This window comes from Alistipes sp. AM16-43, from assembly GCF_003435745.1.
GTDB lineage: Bacteria > Bacteroidota > Bacteroidia > Bacteroidales > Rikenellaceae > Alistipes > Alistipes onderdonkii.
Genome location: NZ_QTUQ01000002.1, coordinates 294,267 through 317,580, shown reverse-complemented (window position 1 = coordinate 317,580; position 23,314 = coordinate 294,267). Strand labels below are relative to the sequence as shown.

Here is a 23,314-nt window from a genome sequence, read left to right as displayed (position 1 = left end):
GGAGTCGGACGGGATTCCCCGGTTTCCCGTCGTCCGGTTGCCGTGGTGTCTGCTGGCGCCGGTGCGGGTTTGTGGCGTGGCCGTTTTCGAATGGCTGGCCAGGACAAGGTGGTGGGCCGCGATGTGCAAAAATGTGAAATGCCGGAGCGACGCTCCGGCATTTCCAGATGGTGGTGTGGCTGGCGGGCACGCTGCCCGGTGGTTATTTGCGGCCCGGCCTGAGGATGCCGGACAGCCAGCTGCCCATGCCGGACTTTTTCTTCTCCGGCGCCTGCGCTTTTCGGGGTGCCTCGGGGCTTACCGCTTCCCGTTTGTCCCGGGCGGATTTCTGACTTCCGGATTTTCGGTCATCCTGTCTCCGTTCCGTGTTTGCGGCCGCTGCGTTTTGCCTGTCCGGTTTTTGCCTGCCCCGGTTACGGTTGCGGCGGCGTGCCGGGCGTGCCGCGGCGTCCTTGTCCTGCGGCTGTTGCCCGTCCGGGGTCTGCTTGCCGCCAGTTCGTTGCCCCTGCGGTTTCGGATCGCCGGGTGCCTGTCCCTGCGGCTTGCGCCTACCCGGCCTCTGTCCGGCCTGACTTTGTGCGGGCTGTTTTTGTGCGGCTCGCTTTTCCTCCGCTTGCTTCTGCCCTCCGGTTTGTGCTGTATCCGGTTTTTTCCCGGCGGGCTTTTTCCGGCTGTTTTGTGCGGGAGCCAGTTCCCCGGAATCCGGGTCGAGTTCCAGTCCGGTCAGTTTGAGGATGTCTTTCAGCAGCGGGCGTTCCTCCTCCGAGCAGAAGGCGATGGCCTGTCCGTCGCGCCCGGCGCGTCCCGTGCGGCCGATGCGGTGGACATAGGTCTCGGGCACTTCCGGCAGGTCGTAGTTGATTACCAGCGGCAGTTCGCTGATGTCGATTCCCCGCGCGGCGATGTCGGTGGCGATCAGCACCCGGCAGGCTCCCGAGCGAAAGTCGTTCATGGCCCGTTCGCGGGCGCCCTGCGACTTGTCTCCGTGGATGGCGCGTCCTTCGATGCCCGCTTTGGTGAGGATACGGGCGATGCGGTCGGCGCCGTGCTTGGTGCGCGAAAATACCAGCACCGAGCTCTCGGGGCGTTCGCGCAGCAGGGAGGCCAGCAGCGTCCGTTTTTCGGCCTTTTCGGCGAACAGGACGCTCTGGCGGATGGTCTCGACCACCGAGGCCGGGGGTGTCACGGTGACGTGCGCCGGGTTGCGGAGCATCGTATTGGCCAGTTTTACGATGTCGTCGGGCATCGTCGCCGAGAAGAAGAGCGTTTGCCGCTCGCGGGGCAGCAGCGGGAGGATTCGCCGGATGTCGTGGATGAAACCCATGTCGAGCATCCGGTCGGCTTCGTCGAGGACGAAGAAGCGGATGTCGGCGAGCGAGACGTAACCCTGGCCGATCAGGTCGAGCAGGCGTCCCGGCGTGGCTACCAGCAGGTCGATGCCGCGTTGCAGCGCATCGACCTGCGGCCGCTGGTTGACGCCGCCGAAGATCACGCAGTGGCGGATGTCCGTGTAGCGGGCATAGTCGCGGCAGCATTCGTCGATCTGGGCGGCCAGTTCGCGCGTCGGCGTGAGCACCAGCGCCTTGATCGTGCGCCGCCCTTTGGTGCGCGGCTCGGCCGCGAGCAATTGGAGGATCGGCAGCGTGAAGGCCGCCGTCTTGCCCGTCCCGGTCTGGGCGCAGCCCATCAGGTCGCGGCCTTCGAGTGCGGGCGGGATGGCTTGTTGCTGGATCGGAGTGGGGGTCGTGTAGCCTTTTTCGGCCACGGCACGCTTGAGTGGTTCTATCAGGTTCAGTTCCTGGAATGTCATTGCATATCGGTTTTGTCCCGGCGTCGTGCGCCGGATAATTCGGTGTTGATAATATACGGAGGGAAAAACGGGAAGCGTCAGACCAACGCGCACTATTATTGGCACAAAGGTACGATTAATTCCGCGATTCTGGTGCATCTCGATTAAATTTCTTATTTTTGCACAATAATTTTTCGCAATTTATGGAATCGAAACTCGTACTTTACAATACGCTCACTCGCCGCAAGGAGGTGTTCGAACCGCTGACTCCCGGCCGCGTGGGCATGTATGTCTGCGGCCCCACGGTCTACGGCGACCCGCACCTGGGGCACGCCCGGCCGGCGGTGACGTTCGACTTGATGTTCCGCTACCTGAAGTCCTGCGGCTACAAGGTGCGTTACGTGCGTAACATAACGGATGTGGGGCACCTGGAGCACGACGCCGACGAGGGGGAGGACAAGATCGCCAAGAAGGCGCGCCTCGAGCAGCTGGAGCCGATGGAAGTGGCGCATTACTATACGGAGCGTTACCACCGTGCGATGGATGCGCTCAACGTCGAGACCCCGTCGATCGAACCCTATGCCTCGGGGCATATCATCGAGCAGATCGAGTTCGTCAAGAAGATCCTCGCCGACGGCTTTGCCTACGAGTCGAACGGTTCGGTCTATTTCGACGTGGAGAAGTACAATGCCAAATATAATTACGGACGTCTGTCGGGGCGTAACCTCGACGACATCATCGCCAACACTCGCGAGCTGGACGGGCAGGGCGACAAGCGCCACTCCTATGACTTCGCCCTGTGGAAGAAGGCGTCGCCCGAGCATATCATGCGCTGGCCTTCGCCGTGGGGAGAGGGGTTCCCCGGCTGGCATATGGAGTGCTCGGCGATGAGTACCCGTTACCTGGGCGAACGCTTCGACATCCACGGAGGCGGCATGGATCTGATGTTCCCGCACCACGAGTGCGAGATCGCGCAGTCGACCGCCGCGCTGGGGCACGATTCGGCACGTTACTGGGTGCACAACAACATGATCACGATCAACGGCCAGAAGATGGGCAAGTCGCTGGGCAACTTCATCACCCTTGAGGAGCTCTTTACGGGCAGCCATAAATTGCTGGCGCAGGCCTATTCGCCGATGACCATCCGCTTCTTCGTGTTGCAGGCGCAGTACCGCTCGACGCTCGATTTCTCGAACGAGGCCTTGCAGGCCGCCGAGAAGGGGCTCGACCGCCTGATGAAGGGCGTCGAAGCGCTCGGGAAGGTCAAGCCCGCCGAAACGTCGACTATCGATCCTTCCGAGTTGGAAAACCGTTGCCGCGCGGCGATGGACGATGACCTGAACTCGCCGATGGCCATTTCGGCGCTGTTCGACTGGGTGCGCATCATCAACCAGCTGGTCGACGGGCAGCAAAGCATCACGGCCGCCGACCTCGAAGAGTTGAAAGCCACGGTTTACCGTTACACGTTCGATATCCTCGGCCTGCGCGACGAGAAGGCCGCAGGTGCGGCTTCGGGGCGCGATTATGTGACCCCGCTGGTCGAGATGCTGCTCGACGAGCGCCTGAAAGCCCGTGCCGCAAAGGACTGGGCGGCTTCCGACCGCATCCGCGACGGGCTGGCCGCAGCCGGTATCCGTGTCAAAGACCGCAAGGACGGCAGCGACTGGGAACTGGAATAAACGGGACGCGGAAAAGCCCGGATCCCGGGCGGAACTGTCGCCGCCGTGCGCGGACGGTCGGGGCGGGCGCCCCTGCGGGTGTGCCGCTGTGGCGGGATGGCCTTGTGCAGTATGCCGGGCGTGTCCCCGCTCCCGTTCCGGAGGTGCCTGCGTGCCGTAATCAAGGAATAGTTGGGTAGTTCGTCCGGCTTTCGCCCGGACAGAGTTGATAATATATGATATGTCTGCAACGATAAAAGGGGCGGCGACGGAGCTCGGAACGGAGCGTATCCGCAAGCTGCTCATGCAATATGCCGTGCCGGCGATCATCGCCATGACGGCTTCTTCGCTCTACAACATGGTCGACAGTATCTTCATCGGCCACGGGGTAGGGCCATTGGCCATTTCGGGCCTTGCGCTGACCTTCCCGCTGATGAACCTCGCCGCGGCTTTCGGTTCGCTGGTGGGTGTGGGTGCTGCGACGCTGGTGTCCATGCGCCTCGGGCAGCGAGACTACCAAACGGCGCAGAACATCCTGGGCAACGTCGTGGTGCTGAACCTCATCATCGGCCTGGCATTCGGTTTCACAACGCTGCTGCTGCTCGATCCGATCCTCTACTTCTTCGGGGCGAGCGAGGCGACGATCGGTTATGCCCGCGACTACATGTCAATCATCCTCATGGGGAACGTCATCACGCACATGTATCTGGGCCTGAACTCCGTGCTGCGGGCTTCGGGGCATCCGCGCAAGTCGATGTACGCTACCATCTATACGGTGGTCATCAACGCGGCGCTCGACCCGCTGTTCATCTACGGCTTCGGGTGGGGTATCCGCGGCGCGGCCATCGCCACGGTGCTGGCGCAGATTATCGCGCTCATCTGGCAGTTCCACATTCTTTCGGACAAGAGCGAACTGCTCCATTTCCGGCGCGGCATCTACCGCCTGCGCCGGAAGATCGTGCGCGACATCCTGGCCATCGGCATGTCGCCGTTCCTGATGAACCTGGCGGCGTGTTTCATCGTCATCCTGATAAACAAGGGGCTCAAGCAATATGGCGGCGACCTGATGATCGGGGCCTACGGCATCGTCAACCGCCTGGCATTCTTCTTCGTGATGATCGTCATGGGTATCAACCAGGGGATGCAGCCCATTGCGGGTTATAACTTCGGTGCGCGGCAGTACGACCGTGTGCTGCGCGTGCTGCGGCTGACGGTCATCGGCGCCACGTGTGTCACGGGCGCCGGGTTCCTGATGGGCGAACTGGCGCCCCGGCTGGCGGTGTCGGCCTTCACGAACGACCCCGAGCTGATCCGGCTGGCGGTCGAGGGAATGCGCATCGTCTTCGTCTGTTTCCCGATCATCGGGTTCCAGATGGTGGCGACCAATTTCTTCATGAGCATCGGCATGGCCGGCAAGGCGATCTTCCTGTCGCTTTCGCGCCAGCTGCTGTTCCTGATGCCGGGACTGATTTTCCTGCCCCATATCTTCGACGTCCATACCCGTTGGGACGGCAGTTGGGGCGTATGGTGCGCGATGCCGCTGTCCGACCTGATGGCGTCGGTCGTAGCCTTCTTCATGCTGGTATACCAGTTGCGAAAATTCCGGGCGCAGATGGATGCGGCCCGTTCAACGAACCTCCAATAATGCCGATTATGGAAGATAAATTCGTCATCAACATCGGGCGCCAGCTGGGCAGCGGCGGCAAAGCCGTCGGCGAGGCCGTGGCACGCAGGCTCGGGATCGGGGTCTACGACAAGCAGCTCATCAACCTGGCTGCCGAGCAGAGCGGCCTGTGTCCCGAGGTGTTCGAACGGGTCGACGAAAAAGAGTCGCGCAACCTCTTTTCGACGCTCGTCGCTTACCTGCGCTCGCCGTTCGTGGGAAGCGAATATGCCGGGAGCAACGTGCTCAGCAACGACGCCCTGTTCAAGATCCAGAGCGACGTGATCCGCGACATCGCCGCGCGCGAGTCATGTGTTTTCGTCGGCCGCTGTGCCGACTACATCCTGCGCGACCATCCGCGGGCGGTGAATGTCTTTGTCGCGGCCGACCGTGCCGACCGTTGCGAGCGGCTCTGCCGCCAGTGCGGCATTACGCCCGGGGAGGCCGAGGCCCGGATGGATCGGGAGGATGCGCGGCGCGCGGCGTACTACAACTATTACAGCAGCGGTACGTGGGGCATGGCTTCGACCTACCACCTCTGCGTCGATTCGTCCGTGCTGGGGATCGACGGCACGGTGGATTTCGTGCTGGAGTTCGTGGAGCGCAAACTGGGTGTGAAGCCCGGGGCGATTTAATTGTCAATACGGTAAACTTATGATACTTGCAGATCAGATAAAGGAGTTGGAGCAGCGCCGCGAGGCTTTGGAACGATGCCTGGGTATCGACCAGAAACGCATCGACCTGCGCAACGAGGAGGAAAAGACCCAGGAACCCGATTTCTGGGACACCCCCGACAAGGCGCGCGAGCAGTTGCGCAAGGTCGCCGCCATCAAGGCATGGGTCGACGACTACGATGCCGTGGCCAAGGATGTCGAAGACCTGGGGCTGATGCCCGATTTCGTGAAGGAAGGGGTCATGAGCGAGGTGGAGTTGGACGACCATTACGCACAGACGCTCGAGCGCATCGAAACGCTCGAAATGCGCAACATGCTGCGCCGCGAAGAGGACAAGCTTGGGGCGATCATGGACATCAACGCCGGGGCCGGGGGCACCGAGGCGCTCGATTGGGCGTCGATGCTCCTGCGCATGTACACCCGCTGGGGCGAGGCGCACGGTTACAAGGTCAAGGTGCTCGACTACCAGGCCGGCGACGAGGTGGGCGTGAAATCCTGTACGCTGGAGTTCGAGGGCGAGTATGCCTACGGGTACCTCAAGAGCGAAAACGGCGTGCACCGCATGGTGCGCCTTTCGCCTTTCAATGCCAATAACAAACGCCAGACGACTTTCGCCTCGGTGTTCGTGTCGCCTGCCGTGGACGATACGATCGAGGTTACGGTCAACCCGTCGGACATCGAGTGGGATACGTTCCGTTCGAGCGGCGCCGGGGGGCAGAATGTCAACAAGGTCGAGACAGCCGTGCGCCTGCGCTACCACGGCAAGGACGCCGATACGGGCGAGCCGGTGGAGTTCCTGATCGAGAATATGGAAACCCGTTCGCAGCTGATGAACCGCGAGAATGCCATGCGCATCCTCCGTTCGAAGCTCTACCAGCGGGAACTGGATAAACGCATGGCCACGCAGCAGGCGCTCGAGGCTTCGAAGAAGAAGATCGAGTGGGGATCGCAGATCCGCTCCTATGTCTTCGACGACCGGCGTGTGAAAGACCATCGCACGGGCGTGCAGACTTCGGCTGTCGAGGCGGTGATGGACGGCGACCTGGATGCCTTCATCAAGGCCTACCTGATGGAATACGGCGCCGAGGCGTAGCTCCTCCGCGGTCGGTTCCGACAACCGGTTCGCGTACGGCCGGTATTTCCCGTCGGACGATCCGTATTGTATCGGGTGCCCGGTTCTTATTGCCCAGTCCACTTCTGCCGTGCCGCCGGCCCTTGTGTCCCGCCGCACCCGCTGCCGGGCGGAGGCAGGGCAGGCTGCCGGAGGATTCCCTGCCGGGGGGGGGCGATATCCGGCGGGCAGGAAGCCCGGGCGTTATAAATTGTTATCTTTGCCGTATGAAGAAATTTGTCATCTCCCTGTTGTCCGTTATCTTCCTTTGCGCTGCGGCCACGGCGCAGGTATTGGTCGGTATGACCGACACGACGGCTTATTTCCCGCAGCTGGAAGGGCGGCGCGTGGCGGTGCTGGCCAACCATACGGCCGTCGCGCGGTTCTGCGCCGGTGCGCCGGGAGCTGCGGCGGACACTGCGGTTCGGCTGCCGGGGGCGGCGTCCGACGGGACGATACACCTGGTCGACCTGCTGCACGGGCGGGGCTTCGACGTGACCGGCATTTTCTCCCCCGAGCACGGGTTTCGCGGTACGGCCGACGCGGGCGAGCATGTCGCAAGTTCGGTGGATGCCGCGACCGGGATCCCGATCCGCTCGCTCTACGACGGGAATACGAAGCGCCCTTCGGACGAAGCCATGCGGTCGTTCGACGTACTGGTGGTCGACATGCAGGACGTGGGGTTGCGGTTCTATACCTACTATATCACGATGCTCCGTATGATGGACGCTTGTGCCGAATCCGGCCGCAGCGTCATCGTGCTCGACCGTCCCAACCCCAACGGGCACCACGTCGACGGCCCCGTGCTGGACATGAAATACAAATCGGGCGTCGGGGCGTTGCCGATCCCCGTGCTGCATGGCCTGACGATGGGCGAAATCGCCCGGATGGCCGTCGGCGAAGGCTGGGCCGCAAGCTGCGACCTGCAAGTCGTGCGTTGCCGCAATTATACGCACGACACTCCGTACGAGTTGCCCGTCGCCCCGTCGCCCAACCTGCCGACGCAACGGGCCGTCTACCTCTATCCTTCGGTGTGCCTCTTCGAAGGTACGGTCGTGAGCCTCGGGCGCGGTACGGATAAACCGTTCGAGGTTTACGGACATCCCGACATGACCGGCTGCCTGTTTTCGTTTACGCCCCGTCTGACTGCGGGAGCCAAACATCCGCCGCTCGAAGGCAGGCGCTGCCACGGCGTCGATTTGAGCCGGATGCCGCTCGGCGAAGCCCGGGCGGAGGGCCTGACCCTGAAATATGTGATCGAAGCCTGCCGCAACCTGGGACTGGGCGATAAGTTTTTTACGCCGATGTTCGAAAAGCTCATCGGCGTGGGGTATGTCCGTGAAATGATCCTTGCCGGAGCTTCGGAGGCCGAAATCCGTGCCCGCTGGGCGGACGACGTGCGGCGCTTCCGGAAGCTGCGCGGGCGTTACCTGCTTTACGAATAATCTGACAACCGCCCCGGAATCATCCGGGGCGGTTGTCAGATGAAAGCGGGATGGCCGGTGCTTGATTTGGCGTGGAAATAGTGACGCCTGCTTCGTTGCAGCCGCCCCGCCGGATCGCCGCCAGCCCTCCCCTTTACGGGGGAAAGGGTGCGGGTACTCTTTCCCCCGTAGGTCTTGCAACGCCTGTCCGGAAAAATTTCCCATGCCCGAGCACGCCGCCTGCCTTGCAACACGGACATCCATGTGGCGAGGGCGGAAACCGGCAGACAAAATATTTCGGTTTCTATGCTTTCCGGTCTTTGTGATTATTACGGAATTTCCCGCGAGGAGTTTTTCAGGGGTGTCGGGTCGGCCGAATAAAAGCGTCCCAAAAGGGACGCTTTTTCGTTAAACGACCTCCGTGATCCGGTCGTCCTCAGTGACGGGCCGGATGACCCGGCACGGGTTGCCGAAGGCGATGACCCCGGCCGGGATGTCGCGCGTTACGACGCTGCCGGCGCCGATGACCGTACCGTCACCTATCGTTACCCCCTGCATGACCACGCAGTTGCCGCCGATCCAGACGTTGTCGCCGATGGTGATAGGAAGTGAGCGCATGACGCCCGCGTTGCGCTGGTCGGGCAGCAGGGCGTGCGTCACGGTGTAGATGCCCACGTTGGGGCCGATGAATACGTGGTCGCCGATGGTCACGGGTGCTTCGTCGAGGATCGTGAGGTTGAAATTCCCCGTAAAGTCCTCCCCGATTGAAATCTGCGAACCGAAATCGCAGTGGAACGGGCTGTGGATGCAGAATGTGCCGCCCGTGCGGCCGAACAACTGCCGGATGATCGCATTGCGTTCCTCCTCGCGGCTCGGGGGCAGGCTGTTGAACCGGAAGACCAGTTCTTCGCAGCGTTGCAGTGCCTTCCTGATCTGCGGCTTGCGGGCGTAGAGCCACATGCCGGTTTTCATCTTTTCAAGGTCGTCCATAATTTTATTTTTCGTAGTTGTTTATTTCTATGCCCTGTCGGACGCATTTCCCGGGTTTGCCGTGCCGCGTGGCTAACTCTCCTCCGGGAAGGGGAGGGCAGGCTTGCCAATGCGGCCACAGGCGGTGGGCAACAGCGGGCGGAAGCGAAAATCCGGGCCGGGGATTCCTGCTATGTCGCGTTGTATAATCCGCTCATTCCGAGCTGAAATATTCGTATGCCGCCCTGGATGCCGAGGCGGCGATAGCCGCATTCGCGGCGTCGTTTTCTTCCGATTCGGTGACGAATACGGCGATGCAGTAGCGGCGTCCGTCGGGCAGGAGCACATAGCCGGCATCGTTGTCCGCAATGCGGATGCCTTCGGCCGTGCGGTCGGATGAGCCGGTCTTGTGTCCGATCACGATTCCGGCTGGCAGCCCGGCCTTCAGTTTGTTTGCGCCCGTGGTCGTTCCGCACAACAACCGTTGCAGGAGAGCGTTGTACTCCCCTTTGAGCAGCCTGCCCTGCAGGAACAGGTCGAACAGTGTACAGACGGACGAAGGACGTGCCTTGTTGACCCGCTGGTTCCCGATGCCGCGGTGCATCTCCTCCTCGCTGGCGGCGATGCGGATGCCGCCGATCCCCAGCGAACGGACGTAGGCCTCTACGGCTTCGGGGCCGCCTGCTTCCCGCAGCAGAATGTCGCAGGCGATGTTGTCGCTCTCCGACACCGTGTAGCGGAGTAACTGCCCGAGCGTCAGCGTGCTGCCGCCTGCGGGCAGCGAATCGCGCATCGGGCTGTATGTGCCGGGTAGGAGCAGGTCGGGCGTGATGCTGATCGGCTGCGTGAGCGGTATGCCTTCGCGCTGCATGCGGTCGAGCACGGCCAGTGCCACGGGAAATTTAAAAACGCTCATCATCGGTAACAGGGTGTCGTTGCGCGCAATTGTTTCCCCGCCGGGCGTGCGGACGGCGACCCCGACGAAGGCTTTGTGCCCCGATAGGATTTCGTCCAGCCGGGATTCGAATTGTCGTGTCGCCGTATCGCAAGACGCTGTGAGAACCGACAGGCATAGGAGCAGGAGTTTTTTCATAAGCTGGCAGAGGATAAAAAAGCACACCTTTTCGGGGTGTGCTTTTTTTCGGATTTTTCCGTGTTGCTTATCCTTCGATGATAGCCTCGCTCGGGCAAACGCCGGCGCAGGTACCGCAGTCGATGCACTTATCGGGATCGATGACATAGATATCGCCGGCCGAGATCGCTTCGGTCGGGCACTCGCCGATGCAGGTGCCGCAGGCAACGCAGGAATCAGTGATTTTGTAAGCCATTTTTGTTGAAATTTATTGTTAAAAGTTGTGTTGTGTCAGCAAATATAGAAACTTATTTGATAATATCAAAACCCGTATAGTTGATCAGCGCCCCAGGAATCCGGATGCCGTCGGGGGTCTGGAAATTCTCCAGCAGGGCGGCCACGATACGCGGCAGCGCCAGCGACGAGCCGTTGAGCGTATGTGCCAGCTGTGTTTTCTTGTCGGCGTCACGGTAACGGAGCTTCAGGCGGTTGGCCTGGAACGACTCGAAGTTGGAAACCGACGAGACCTCCAGCCAGCGTTTCTGCGCCTCGGAGTAGACCTCGAAATCGTAGGTCAGCGCCGAGGTGAACGACATGTCGCCGCCGCACAGGCGCAGAATGCGGTAGGGCAGCCCCAGCGACCTGACGATAGACTCCACGTGGGCCACCATGCCGTCGAGCGCCTCGTACGACGCTTCGGGCAGGCTCAGCTGCACGATTTCGACCTTGTCGAACTGGTGCAGGCGGTTCAGTCCGCGCACGTCCTTGCCGTACGAACCGGCTTCGCGGCGGAAGCAGGGGGTATAGGCGGTCATCTTCACCGGGAAGTCCTTTTCGTCGAGGATCACGTCGCGGTAGATGTTCGTCACAGGCACTTCGGCCGTCGGGATCATGTAGAAATTGTCGGCCGTGGCGTGGTACATCTGCCCTTCCTTGTCGGGCAGCTGGCCCGTGCCGAAGCCCGAGGCTTCGTTGACCATGATCGGCGGTTCCACTTCGAGGTAGCCGGCCCGGGTGTTGCAGTCGAGGAAATAGTTGATCAGCGCACGCTGCAGACGGGCTCCCTTGCCTTTGTAGACAGGGAATCCTGCGCCCGTGAGTTTCACGCCCAGGTCGAAGTCGATGATGTCGTATTTGCGTGCCAGTTCCCAGTGGGGCAGCGGGTTTTCGGGCAGCTGGGTATAGCTTTCGACCAGCTTCACGACGAGGTTATCCTCGGCGGTCTTGCCTTCGGGCACGATGTCGGCCGGGAAATTGGGCAGCGAGACGATCGCTGCCTGCAACTCCTCCTGCACGTTGTGCGATTCGGCCTGCAGGCGGTTGGATTTTTCCTTGAGGTCGGCGACGAAGCGCTTGCGCTCCTCGGCTTCGTCGCGGCGTCCCTGTCCCATCAGCGCCCCGATCTCCTTGGCGGCTTTGTTTTGCGCTGCCAGCGTATTGTCCAGTTCGGTCTGGATGGCCTTGCGGCGGTCGTCCAGCGTTTCGATCCTGGCGATGACCGGTGCGGCGTCCACTCCCTTCTTGGCGAGCTTGCGGATCGCGGCCTGCTTGTCATCGCGAATTTGCTTTATCGTAAGCATGGTATCCTGTGTTTTTGTGTGTATTCGTGTTTACAAATTGCAAAATTATAAAAAACACGCCAACTTGCACTCCTGTCGCTCCGTTTTTTGCCTGTTTCATAAAAAAACGGAGTTTCACCGCGTGCGGGAGCCCGGATGACATTTTTCCGGGGTCACAAGTCCGCATTTGTCGCGGATTTTGTTAATTTTGCAAAAAATAATGCGTTGAAATCCGTCGAACTACTCGCTCCCGCCAAAGATTTTCAGTCGGCCGTCGCCGCCGTGGACTACGGTGCCGATGCCGTGTATATCGGCGGGGCGAAGTTCGGAGCCCGTTATGCGGCGGGCAACAGCGCCGGCGAGATCGCCCGTGTGGTGGAATATGCCCATCGTTACGGAGTGCGGGTGCATGCCACGCTCAACACGCTGATCTACGACGACGAGCTGGAGGCCGCCGGGCGGCAGGCCCGCGAACTGATCGCGGCCGGGGTCGATGCGCTGATCGTGCAGGACATGGCGCTGCGGCGCATGAACCTGCCGGTCGAGTTGCATGCTTCGACGCAGATGTGCAATATGACACCTGCCCAGGCGCGTTTCCTGGGCGAGTGCGGGTTCGCCCGGGTGATCCTCGAACGGGCGCTTTCGCTCGGCGAAATACGGGACATCTGCGCTGCGACCGCGGCCGAGGTGGAATGTTTCGTCCACGGGGCGATCTGTGTTGGTTACAGCGGCCGCTGTTTCCTCTCGCGGTCGGTGTCCGACCGCAGCGGCAACCGCGGGGCGTGCAGCCAGCCGTGCCGCCTGACTTACGACCTGACCGACGGCCGGGGACGTACCTATATTGCCGGGAAACACCTGTTGTCGGTGCGCGACCTGAACCTTTCGGCGCATATCGGCGAGTTGCTCGACGCGGGCGTCACTTCGTTCAAAATCGAAGGGCGGCTCAAGGATGTCGGTTATATAAAGAACATTGTGGCCTACTACCGTCGCGAGGTCGACGCGGCGCTGGCCGTAAGGCCGCATCTGCGGCGGGCTTCAGCCGGGGAGAGCATCCCGGATTTCACGCCCGATACGGCCAAGAGCTTCACGCGCGGGGAGTCGGAATATTTCTTCGCGGGCAAGCGGCCGGGCGTGGCGTCGTTCGATACGCCGAAGGCGGTGGGCGAGTATGTGGGCCGTGTGGTGCGGGTTGAAAAGAACAGGTTCCGTCTCGATCGGGGCGGTTTGCTCGCCGCGGGCGACGGCATCTGTTTCCTCACCGACCGGGGGTTCGCGGGCACCAATGTCAACGCCGCCGACGGCGACTGTGTGACGCCCAACCGCATGGAAGGTATTGTGCCCGGGACGGAGGTCTATCGCAATTACGACCACCGTTTCAACCAGCTCCTCGCCCGCAGCCGTACGCGCCGCGTGATCCCCGCCTCGGTGCTGGTCGAAGCGACGGCAGGGGGTGTCAGGTTCAGCTATACCGACTGTGAGGGGGTGACGGCTTCGGCCGCACGCAGCGTCGCCCTGGAAAGGGCTAAAAATGCCGCGGCCAATACCGCGGCATTGCGGACGCAGGCGGTGAAGGGCGGCGATACGGTTTTTGCCGTGCGCGGGGCCGAAGTGCGGGGCGGCGACTGGTTCGTCCCGGCGTCGCTGGCTGCGGAGTTGCGCCGCGAGGGGCTCGATGCATTGTCGAAGGCCCGGTCGGAGCGCGGCATCGGACACCGGATATTGCCCGAAGGCAGGGCGGAATATCCTGCGGAATGCCTTTCGGCGGAGGAAAATGTCACCAACCGCCTCGCTGAGGCGTTTTACCGCGACCACGGGGTCGGGCAGATCGAACGGGGGTTGGATCTCGCGGCTTCGACGGCGGGGCGCCGCGTGATGCGTTCGGCCTACTGCATCCGCCGCGAGATCGGCGAGTGCCTGAAGGAGCATCCCCGCCTGCGGGGCGAACTGTGGCTCGAACGCGGCGGGTCGCGCTATCGGCTGGAGTTCGACTGCGACCGGTGCGAGATGAGCCTGGTGGACTGTACCAAGACGAAATTATGAAACCTAAACGATAACTCCATGATGAAAAAAACTCTTTTGATCCTTGCGGCAGCGCTTTCGGGCGTGTTGGCTGCCGGCGCCCAGACCGGGCGTGAATGGCAGGATCCTGCCGTCAATGAAATCAACCGCCTGCCGATGCGCTCGTCGTTCGCCGTAGGCGAGCGCCTGTCGCTCGACGGCGTATGGAAATTCCACTGGGTACGCAACGCTTCGGAGCGTCCGTCCGGCATCGGGGCCGTCGACTACGACGATGCGGCGTGGGGCAGCATGCCCGTGCCGGGGATGTGGGAGCTGAACGGTTACGGCGACCCCGTCTATGTGAATATCGGCTATGCCTGGCGCGGTAATTTCAGGAACGATCCGCCCTATGTGCCCGATGCCGAGAACCATGTGGGTTCCTACCGGCGCACGTTCGACATCCCGGCATCGTGGGGCGGCAAGGACATCTTCCTTTCGATCGGTTCCGCCACGTCGAACGTCTATGTCTGGGTCAACGGACGTTTCGTCGGTTACAGCGAGGACAGCAAGCTGGCCGCGCAGTTCGACATCACGAAGTTCGTGAAGCCGGGCGAAAACCTCATTGCCCTGCAGATGTTCCGCTGGTCGGACGGCACCTACCTCGAAGACCAGGACTTCTGGCGCTTCGCGGGCATTGCCCGCGGCGTGGAGCTGACTGCCCGCGACAAGGCGCACCTCGAAGACGTGCGTATCACGCCCGTGCTGGATTCGGAATATAAGGACGCCACGCTGCGCGTCGAGGTGGAAACCACGCCCCGCGTGAAGTCGGTCGGTCTGACGCTGCGCGATGCGGCGGGCGGTGTCGTGGCGGAACATCGATTGCAGCCTGCCGGCGGCAAGGGCGGGTATGTCTTCGAGGTCGCCGACCCGGCCAAATGGTCGGCCGAGACCCCGAACCTCTATACGCTCGAGATCGCCGTGTCGGACGGCAGGGGCGTGACCGAGACCGTGACGCAGCCCGTGGGCTTCCGTTCCGTGGAGATCAGGGACGCACAGTTGCTCGTGAACGGGCAGCCCGTGCTGATCAAGGGCGCCGACCGCCACGAGATGGATCCCGTCGGCGGCTATGTGGTGAGCCGCGAACGGATGATCGAGGACATCCGCATCATGAAAGAGATGAATATCAACGCCGTACGCACGAGCCACTATCCCAACGACCCGCAGTGGTACGAGCTGTGCGACCGCTACGGCATCTATGTCGTGGACGAGGCCAACGTCGAGTCGCACGGCATGGGCTACGGCGACAACACGCTGGCCAAGGCGCCGGCTTATGCGCAGGCACACATGGAACGCAACCGGCGCATGGTGCTGCGCGACAAGAACCATCCTTCGGTCATCATCTGGTCGATGGGCAACGAGGCGGGCATGGGCCCCAACTTCGAGGCATGCTACCGTTGGATCAAGGAGTACGACCCTTCGCGTCCGGTGCATTACGAACGTGCCGTGTACGATCAGGACGGGGCCTTCACTGACATCATCTGCCCCATGTACTGGGGCTATGAACAATGCGAGAAATATGCTCGCAACAACCCCTCCAAACCGCTCATCCAGTGTGAATATGCCCATGCCATGGGAAATTCGATGGGGGGCCTAGACCATTATTGGGAACTGGTGCGCAAATACCCCTCCTACCAGGGCGGTTTCATCTGGGACTTCGTCGACCAGGGGCTTGTCCGCTACGAGCCCGACGGCCGTGTGTCGTTCCTCTACGGCGGCGATTTCAACGACTACGATGCGACGGACAACTCGTTCAACTGCAACGGTATCATCGCCCCCGACCGCACGTGGCACCCCCATGCCTACGAGGTGCAGCGCCAGTACCAGAGCATCTGGACTACGCCCGTCGACCTTGCGCGGGGCAGGGTCGAGGTCTATAACGAAAATTTCTTCATCGGGCTGGATGCCTACGAAATGGAGTGGCAGCTGCTTGCCGACGGCCGTGTGGTGAAGGCCGGCCGCATCGGCGACCTCGATGTCGCCCCGCAGCAGCGCCGTGCATATGAGCTGGGATTCACTGCAGCCGATTTCTGCCCGCAGGCGAAGGAAATCCTGGTGAACGTGGCCTATAAACTCAAAGAGAAGCAGCCGCTGCTCGACATCGGCCATACGGCGGCCAGACAGCAGTTCGTCGTACGCGAGTACGACTGTAAGGCCGGTTTTGGCCTTGCGGCCTCGGCGCGTCCCGTAGAGGTGACCCGCTGGGAACGCGGTGCGCGTGTCGAAGGGGATACGTGGCAGGTGTTCTTCTCGCGCGACGGGTTCCTGGCGGCATACACGGTCGACGGCCGTGAGCTGATGGCCGAGGGCGCCGAACTGCGCCCGCAGTTCTGGCGTGCCCCGACCGAGAACGACCTCGGGGCGAGGCTGCACCAGCGTCAGGCCGTATGGAAGAACCCCGAACTGCGGCTTACGAAGTTCGACGCTGCGGTCGAGGACGGGGTGGCTGTCGTGGAGGCCCTCTATGAACTGCCCGCCGTGAAAGCTACGCTGGCGCTGACCTACCGCATCAACGGTGCGGGCGAAATGGAGGTCACCGAGCGGATGACCGCCGACAAGACGGCCGAGGTGCCCAATCTGTTCCGCTTCGGCATGACGCTCACGATGCCGGCGCGTTACGACCGTGTGATTTATTACGGCCGCGGTGCGCACGAGAACTATGCCGACCGCCTTTCGTCGGCCGACCTGGGGCTTTACGAGCAGCGTGTCGCCGACCAGTACCACGATGAATACGTGCGTCCGCAGGAGTCCGGCACCAAGGGCGGCCTGCGCTGGTGGACGGTGGCCGACAGCGCCGGTACGGGGCTGACGATCCTTGCCGATGCGCCGTTCTCGGCCTCGGCGCTGCCGTACGCCACGGCAGACCTCGACGTATCGAATTTTCCGCCGCAGCAGCATTCCGGGACGCTCGTGGCACGCGATGCCACGTTCGTGAACTTTGACCTGCTGCAATCGGGCCTGGGCTGTATCGACAGCTGGGGCGCATTGCCCGAAAAGCAGTTCCGGGTGCCCTACGGCGATTATACGTTCCGCTTCATGCTGAAGCCGACGGTAAAGTAACCATAAGCATGCAAGGACAGTTGACACCCTCGTTCGGGGATTACGAACTGATCGACACGGGGGATTTCGAGAAGCTCGAACGCTTCGGGCAATACGTTGCCCGCCGTCCCGAACCGCAGGCCATCTGGCGGCGCTCGCTCCCCGAGGGGGAGTGGCGCCGCATGGCCGACGCGGCCTTCCTGCGCGACGTGCGCAGCGATGAACGAGGCGAGTGGCGCCTGCGCCCCGGCATGCCTCCGCGCTGGACGGTGGCCTACGAATACAAGGATATGGCGCTTCGTATGCGCCTGGGGCTCACCTCGTTCAAGCATGTCGGCATTTTCCCCGAACAGGCCGCCAACTGGAATTTCATTTACGATAATTGCCGGGCGCTGGCTTCGGGCGGGACGTTTCCTGTGGATATTTCCGGCGCGGCTGCGGCCGGGAGTTCCCTGCCGGCACACGATGTTGCCGTGCCGTCAGGCGCCGGATCGGGCCGGGACGGGCACTCTGCCACCGGCCCGGGGGGGCGCGTCACGCCGCGCGTGCTGAACCTCTTTGCCTATACGGGCGGGGCGAGCCTCGCTGCGCGTGCCGCAGGGGCGGATACGACGCATGTAGATTCGGTGAAGCAGGTGGTCACCTGGGCGCGCGAGAACATGGAGCTGAGCGGACTGGACGGCATCCGGTGGATCGTCGAGGATGCGCTGAAATTCGTGCAGCGCGAAATCCGCCGTGGCAACCGTTACCACGGCATCGTCCTCGATCCCCCGGCCTACGGGCGGGGTGCCAACGGCGAGAAATGGATTCTCGAGGACAACATCTGCGAGATGCTCGAGTGCTGTGCCCGGTTGCTGGAGCCGCGGGGGGCGTTCCTCGTGCTGAACCTCTATTCGATGGGATTGTCGTCCACGCTGGCCCGTACGGCGGTGCGGCAGGCGTTCGGTGCGCCGCGTACGGAGCAGTACGGCGAACTTTGTTTCACGGATCGTGCGGGCAAGCAACTGCCGCTCGGTACGTACTACCGTTTTACACGTTAAAAACTTGGAACCATGAGTATCCTGATCGTATTGTTCGGCCTGCTGAGCGACTGCCTGTTGTCCGTCCTGGTGGGCATCATCGGCAGCAGCCGGCGCATCGGCTTCGGGCTGGCATTCCTCGTGAGCCTGATCTTCACGCCGCTCGTGGGGCTTATCATCACCCTGCTGACCGACCCGTTGCCGTACGGCGGCCAGCGCTGGGGCTGCGTCGGCACGTTCGTGGCCATCCTCGGCCTGTTGTTCCTCTGCGCCTTCCTGATCCTGTTACTGGCCGGAGGCGCCGTCGTCGCCATGTTCTGATTTCCCGTAACGCCCCTCCAGCAGGAGAATCATGTTTTCGAGTTTCTTCTCGTACTCTCCGAAAAACCAGTCGTCGAAGGCTCTGGGGATCAGCCCGATCCAGTTTCGTACCGTTTTGTCGGCGAGCGTTTTCTCGAATCCTTCGTGGTAGGGTGAATTCCAATGGAGATTCTCCATCTGGGAGGGCAGCATGGCCTGCATGCGCTGGTCGTAGTACAGCTCCATGTAGTCGTCGAACGCCGCGAGTTCCTTATAGCAGCGCAGCAGGTCGATGAGGGTCTGCTTGTCGGCGATATGCGAGGCGATGCCCGTCGTCTTGAGCATTTCCAGGGCATCGTTCGACAGGCGGTAGGGCTTGCCCATGCCGCCTGTGATGTAGCGCGAATAGGTTTCGACCGTGTCGGACGGGAACCCTGCGAGCGAAAAATCCGCTTCCAGCAGGCGCCGTGCCACCCATTTGTCTTTGCCGTATGTGTACCTGTAATCCCGGACGACCTGCAGGTTGTCGTGCAGTTCGGATGCGACGAGTTGCATGGCCTGCCGTACCTCCCGCTGTTTGGCCGCTTCGGTGATCCGGGCGGTCAGCCACAGGGTCAGCAGTACGCCGCCCGTGACGATCGAGAACTGGCGCGCGTAGTCGCCGATTTTCCACTTTTTAATTCGTTTCTTGAGGGGTTTCTTCATGGCTGCGAGGGTGTTTCCCTTCCGGGATGCTCAGAATATGTAGTATATCAGGATGCCCGCCGCGGCCGAGAGGCAGATCAGCAGGATGGGGTTCACTTTTTTGACCGAGGCGACGAAGACGCCGCCGAACAGCGCCCAGCTCCAGCCGTCGATGAAGTTCTGTTCGTCGGGTGCTTTGCTGTGCGGGAACATCAGCAGCAGTGCCGCCGAGGCGATCATGCCGATGACCACGGGGCGCATGCCCTTCATGGCTCCTTCGACGACGGGGTTTTGCTTCAGGCGGAGGAAGAAGCGCGTGATGAGCAGCATCAGCGTGAGCGACGGCAGGCATACGGCAAACGTCGCCAGCGCCGCACCCAGGATGCCGCACCACGCGTTGCCGGCCTGTGCGCCGACCGTGTAGCCGACATAGGTGGCCGAGTTGATGGCGATGGGCCCGGGGGTGATCTGCGAGATGGCTACGATGTCGGCGAATTCGGCGTTGGTCATCCAGGCGTGCTGCACGACCACTTCGTTCTGGATGAGCGAGAGCATGGCGTAGCCGCCTCCGAAGCCGAAGAACCCTATTTTCAGGTAGCTTACGAACAGTTGCCAGAAGATCATTTGCCTGCTTTTTTAGCGATGAATAATGTCCATGCGATACCGATGGCCGCCGCTGCGATCAGGATATAGATCGGCGACCAGCCCAGGTACCATACGGCCAGCGCCGATGCGGCGATCACCGCGAACATGGCCCAGTGCATCCCCCGTGCCAGCGAGATCACCGGCACGACGATCAGCGCCACCACGGCCGGGCGCATGCCCTTGAATGCGGCGTCCACGACGGGGTTGTGGCGTATGTCGGCAAACAGGAGCGCGATCGCGAGGATGATGACGAACGACGGCAGGACGCTGCCCAGCAGCGCCGCCACGGCACCTTTCAGCCCCCGCATCTTGTAGCCTACGAACACCGAGGTGTTGATGGCGATGGGCCCCGGGACGGATTGTGCGAGGGTCAGCAGGTCGAGGAACTCCTTGTGCTCGATCCAGCCGCGCTTGGCGATCAGCTCCTGCTCGATGAGCGGCAGCATGGCGTATCCTCCGCCGAAGGTGAAAAGCCCGATCTTGAAGAAGGAGGCGAAAATGGTACGAAGTCGTTGCATGTTTTCCGTGTTCTTTACTTAATCCGGCAGTGTTGCAGTCGTGCCGCAGGGGCGGGGTTCCGGGGCGGCTGTGCTTCCCGCCCGGCCGTTTTATTGTCCGGCGTTGGCCACCGACGCCATGACCGTGGCGACGACGGCTGCGGTTTCGGTGCGCAGGCGCTGCGTGCCGAGGGTGATCTCCTCGAATCCGTTGGCACGCGCGAAAGCGATCTCTGCGTCTGAGAAATCGCCTTCGGGGCCGATGAAGACCAGCGCCGACTCGCCTTTGCGGAGCGTCGCGGGCAGGTAGATTTTGCCTGCGGGCGACAGCGCCGGGGCACAGTGGGCGATGAATTTCCGCCCCTCGAACGGCCTGGCTGCGGCCTCGCGGAACGGCGTAAGCGGGTGCAGCTCCGGGCGGTAGGCCTTGAGCGACTGTTTCATCGCCGCCGTGATGACCTTCCCCGCGCGTTCGGGTTTGAAGACGCGGCGTTCGCTGTGTTCCGTTTCGAGCGGGACGATGGCGCTGACCCCTACCTCGGTGGCCTTTTCGAGGAACCATTCGAAGCGGTCGGCGTTTTTGGTCGGCGCCACGGCCATCACCAGCCGGTAGGAGAGCGGTTCCCACTGCGTCTGCGTCGTGGTGACGCGAACCACACATCGCTTTGGGTTGTCGTCGGTGATTTGGCAACAAAATAAATTGCCCCTTCCGTCAGTTATATGGAGGGTATCGCCGCGCCCCAGGCGCAGCACGCGGACACAATGTTTCGACTCCTCTTCGCTCAGCGTATAGAGGGGCGGCGTGATGTCGGGGGCGTAAAAAAGTTGCATACCTGTTATAAATTATTAACTTTGCATCGCTGTGCGGACGCATCGAAGATGCCTCCGCCGTCGGCGATTGCAAAGTTACACAAAATAACACGATAGATGAAACGTATTGCAGGATTATTCACAACACTTTTACTGCTTATGACACTTGCGTCATGCGATTCCCGGAAAACGGCCGGGGAAAACCCGTTTTTCACCCAATGGGATACGCCGCACGGCGTACCTCCGTTCGACAAGATCCTGCCCGAGCATTTCATGCCCGCCTTCGAACGCGGCATGTCGTTGCACGAGGCCGAAATCGACGCCATCACCTCGAACAAGGACGAGGCCACGTTCGAAAATACGATCCTTGCCTATGACAATGCCGGGCAGATGCTCGCGCAGACCGAACTGGTGTTCGGCATGCTGTGTGCCGCCGAAACCAACGACCGCATGCAGGCCCTGCAGGAACAGGCGATGCCCCTGCTGGCCGCGCACAGGGACAAGATCCGCCTCGACGACAAGCTCTTCGTCCGTGTGAAGGAGGTTTACGACAGGCGTGCGGCGCTGGGGCTCGACGCCGAGCAGATGCGTCTGTTGCAGAAGACCTACGACTCCTTCGTGCGCGCCGGGGCGTTGCTCGGCGCCGAGCAGAAGGCCCGCCTGAAAGAGATCAACGGGCAGTTGTCGCTCACGGCCGTGAAATTCGGGAATAACATCCTCGCAGAAAACAACAATTTCGTGCTCGAACTCAAGTCGGACGAACTCGACGGGCTGCCGGCAGGCATCCGCGATGCCGCCCGCGAGAAGGCCCAGCAGATGGGCAAGGGCGACAAGTGGGTCTTCACGCTCCACAAGCCCAGTCTGATTCCGCTGCTGACCTATTCTACCAGGCGCGACCTGCGCGAGAAAATATACAAGGCTTATCTGAACCGCTGCAACAACGGCGACGAATACGATAACAAGCAGCTCATCAACGATTTCATCCGCCTGCGCACGGAGAAGGCACACCTGCTGGGCTATCCCTCTTACGCCGCCTATGTCGTGGCGGACGAGATGGCCGGTACGACCGATGCCGTTTACGGCCTGCTCGACCAGATCTGGACGCCGGCGCTCGAACGCGCCAAGGGCGAGCTGGCCGAGATGGACACGCTTTTGCAGAAGGACATCCCCGGTGCCACCTTCGAATCGTGGGACTGGTGGTATTACGCCGAGAAGCTGCGCAAGCAGAACTATGCCCTCGACGAGGAGATGCTGCGTCCCTACTTCTCGCTCGAGAACGTGCAGGGCGGCATCTTCTACCTGGCCAACCGCCTCTACGGCATCACCTTCCAGCCGATCGTCGTGCCGCTCTACCATCCCGATGCGGTCGCCTACGAGGTGCTCGATGCCGACGGCTCGCACCTGGGCGTGCTCTATTTCGACTATTTCCCCCGCGACGGCAAGAGCCAGGGCGCCTGGTGCGGCAACTATGTCGAGCAGACCTATAAGGACGGCAAGCGCGTGGCGCCCGTGGTGAGTGTCGTCTGCAACTTCACGCGCCCGGTGCGCAATACGCCCGCACTGCTGACGCTCGACGAGACGGAAACGCTCTTCCACGAATTCGGCCATGCGCTCCACTTCCTGTTTCACGACGTGAAATACCGCGGCCTCTCGGAGGTCGAGGGCGATTTCGTCGAGCTGCCTTCGCAGGTCATGGAGAACTGGGCATTCGAACCCGAGATGCTGAAGCACTATGCCGTGCATTACCGCACGGGCGAAGTGATCCCGAAATACCTCGTGGACAAACTCCGCAAGAGCGAACTCTTCAACCAGGGTTTCGCCACCACGGAACTGATCGCCGCGTCGCTTTCCGACATGGATATCCACTCGGTCACCGAATACGAACCGTTCGACCCGATGGCATTCGAGCGGCAGGCGCTCAACGAGAAGCGAGGCCTGATCCCGCAGATCGAGCCCCGCTACCGTTACCCCTATTTCAGCCATATCTTCGACGGCGGCTATTCGGCAGGTTACTATTTCTATACCTGGGCCGAGGTGCTCGACAAGGATACGTTCGAGGCCTTCCGCGAGAGCGGCGACCTGTTCAACAAGAAGATCGCCGCAGATTTCCGCGCCAAGCTGCTTTCGCGCGGCGGTTCGGAGGACGGCATGTCGCTCTACCGGGCATTCCGCGGTGCCGATCCCGACAAGCGGGCGATGTTGCGCAGCCGCGGCCTGTGGACCCCCGAACCGCCGTCCTTGGATTCACTGGAGGTTGCGCTCCTCAATACGATACCGATAGTCAGATAACCCATATAGTATAATCAGATAACTCATCGAGAAGAAACCGCATAACTGATATAAAAT

General features: G+C 61.7%; 19 protein-coding genes. 10 read left to right on the top strand and 9 right to left on the bottom strand.

The features are described from left to right. Positions 1-202 precede the first annotated feature (202 nt). Positions 203-1,810 carry a DEAD/DEAH box helicase gene (locus DW189_RS04535; RefSeq protein ID WP_117507020.1) on the bottom strand — a complete coding sequence of 536 codons (1,608 nt, stop codon included), beginning with the start codon at positions 1,808-1,810 and terminating at the stop codon, positions 203-205. Positions 1,811-1,992: 182 nt separating this feature from the next. On the opposite strand from DW189_RS04535, the gene cysS reads away from it, so the two are divergent. The 5 genes from cysS to DW189_RS04510 all read left to right on the top strand — a co-directional run bounded on the left by cysS (position 1,993) and on the right by DW189_RS04510 (position 8,340). After that, on the top strand, positions 1,993-3,468 hold the full coding sequence (cysS, locus tag DW189_RS04530) for a cysteine--tRNA ligase (RefSeq protein WP_018694840.1): 1,476 nt from the start codon (positions 1,993-1,995) through the stop codon (positions 3,466-3,468). 220 nt (positions 3,469-3,688) lie between these two features. Then, positions 3,689-5,092 (top strand): MATE family efflux transporter, encoded by a 1,404-nt coding sequence (locus tag DW189_RS04525; RefSeq protein ID WP_117507019.1) that lies wholly within the window; start codon positions 3,689-3,691, stop codon positions 5,090-5,092. Positions 5,093-5,100: 8 nt separating this feature from the next. Then, complete coding sequence (locus DW189_RS04520) at positions 5,101-5,745, top strand: AAA family ATPase (protein ID WP_022332907.1); 645 nt, start codon at positions 5,101-5,103, stop codon at positions 5,743-5,745. 19 nt (positions 5,746-5,764) lie between these two features. Further along, the gene (prfB, locus tag DW189_RS04515; RefSeq protein WP_022332908.1) at positions 5,765-6,877 is read left to right on the top strand and encodes a peptide chain release factor 2; all 1,113 of its coding nucleotides are present in this window, start codon (positions 5,765-5,767) and stop codon (positions 6,875-6,877) included. 245 nt (positions 6,878-7,122) lie between these two features. After that, on the top strand, positions 7,123-8,340 hold the full coding sequence (locus DW189_RS04510; RefSeq protein WP_117507018.1) for an exo-beta-N-acetylmuramidase NamZ domain-containing protein: 1,218 nt from the start codon (positions 7,123-7,125) through the stop codon (positions 8,338-8,340). 387 nt (positions 8,341-8,727) lie between these two features. On the opposite strand, the gene DW189_RS04505 is transcribed toward DW189_RS04510, so the two are convergent. The 4 genes from DW189_RS04505 to serS form a co-directional block, all read right to left on the bottom strand. Continuing rightward, positions 8,728-9,309, bottom strand: coding sequence for a sugar O-acetyltransferase (locus DW189_RS04505; RefSeq protein WP_117507017.1), 582 nt, complete (start codon positions 9,307-9,309; stop codon positions 8,728-8,730). A 193-nt stretch (positions 9,310-9,502) separates the two neighbouring features. Beyond that, positions 9,503-10,381 carry a class A beta-lactamase gene (gene bla / locus DW189_RS04500; RefSeq protein ID WP_162508142.1) on the bottom strand — a complete coding sequence of 293 codons (879 nt, stop codon included), beginning with the start codon at positions 10,379-10,381 and terminating at the stop codon, positions 9,503-9,505. A gap of 67 nt (positions 10,382-10,448) precedes the next feature. Continuing rightward, positions 10,449-10,616 carry a DUF362 domain-containing protein gene (locus DW189_RS04495; RefSeq protein WP_018694847.1) on the bottom strand — a complete coding sequence of 56 codons (168 nt, stop codon included), beginning with the start codon at positions 10,614-10,616 and terminating at the stop codon, positions 10,449-10,451. A gap of 52 nt (positions 10,617-10,668) precedes the next feature. Beyond that, positions 10,669-11,940 (bottom strand): serine--tRNA ligase, encoded by a 1,272-nt coding sequence (gene serS, locus DW189_RS04490; protein WP_117507015.1) that lies wholly within the window; start codon positions 11,938-11,940, stop codon positions 10,669-10,671. A 204-nt stretch (positions 11,941-12,144) separates the two neighbouring features. Between serS and DW189_RS04485 the strand changes: the two genes are divergently transcribed. The 4 genes from DW189_RS04485 to DW189_RS04470 are packed head-to-tail and all read left to right on the top strand — an operon-like array spanning position 12,145 to position 18,353. Beyond that, entirely contained in the window at positions 12,145-13,959 is a 1,815-nt protein-coding gene (locus tag DW189_RS04485; RefSeq protein WP_117507014.1) for a peptidase U32 family protein, read from the top strand. A gap of 21 nt (positions 13,960-13,980) precedes the next feature. Continuing rightward, on the top strand, positions 13,981-17,034 hold the full coding sequence (locus tag DW189_RS04480) for a glycoside hydrolase family 2 TIM barrel-domain containing protein (RefSeq protein WP_162508170.1): 3,054 nt from the start codon (positions 13,981-13,983) through the stop codon (positions 17,032-17,034). An 8-nt stretch (positions 17,035-17,042) separates the two neighbouring features. Then, on the top strand, positions 17,043-18,053 hold the full coding sequence (locus DW189_RS04475; protein ID WP_117507012.1) for a class I SAM-dependent methyltransferase: 1,011 nt from the start codon (positions 17,043-17,045) through the stop codon (positions 18,051-18,053). Positions 18,054-18,065: 12 nt separating this feature from the next. Beyond that, positions 18,066-18,353 (top strand): hypothetical protein, encoded by a 288-nt coding sequence (locus DW189_RS04470; RefSeq protein WP_022332916.1) that lies wholly within the window; start codon positions 18,066-18,068, stop codon positions 18,351-18,353. Here the strand turns inward: DW189_RS04470 and DW189_RS04465 are convergent. From DW189_RS04465 to DW189_RS04450, 4 genes are all read right to left on the bottom strand, one after another. Next, complete coding sequence (locus DW189_RS04465) at positions 18,318-19,037, bottom strand: hypothetical protein (RefSeq protein ID WP_022332917.1); 720 nt, start codon at positions 19,035-19,037, stop codon at positions 18,318-18,320. The two genes, DW189_RS04470 and DW189_RS04465, sit on opposite strands and share 36 nt — an antisense overlap. A gap of 30 nt (positions 19,038-19,067) precedes the next feature. After that, complete coding sequence (locus tag DW189_RS04460) at positions 19,068-19,640, bottom strand: chromate transporter (protein WP_022332918.1); 573 nt, start codon at positions 19,638-19,640, stop codon at positions 19,068-19,070. Next, positions 19,637-20,179 (bottom strand): chromate transporter, encoded by a 543-nt coding sequence (locus tag DW189_RS04455; protein ID WP_022332919.1) that lies wholly within the window; start codon positions 20,177-20,179, stop codon positions 19,637-19,639. The genes DW189_RS04460 and DW189_RS04455 overlap by 4 nt, the downstream gene beginning before the upstream one ends. Before the next feature lie 90 nt (positions 20,180-20,269). Next, on the bottom strand, positions 20,270-20,989 hold the full coding sequence (locus DW189_RS04450) for a 16S rRNA (uracil(1498)-N(3))-methyltransferase (protein WP_117507011.1): 720 nt from the start codon (positions 20,987-20,989) through the stop codon (positions 20,270-20,272). Between the two features lie 96 nt (positions 20,990-21,085). Here DW189_RS04450 and DW189_RS04445 point away from each other — a divergent pair, with 96 nt between their 5' ends. Further along, complete coding sequence (locus DW189_RS04445) at positions 21,086-23,257, top strand: M3 family metallopeptidase (protein ID WP_117507010.1); 2,172 nt, start codon at positions 21,086-21,088, stop codon at positions 23,255-23,257. Positions 23,258-23,314: the final 57 nt, after the last annotated feature.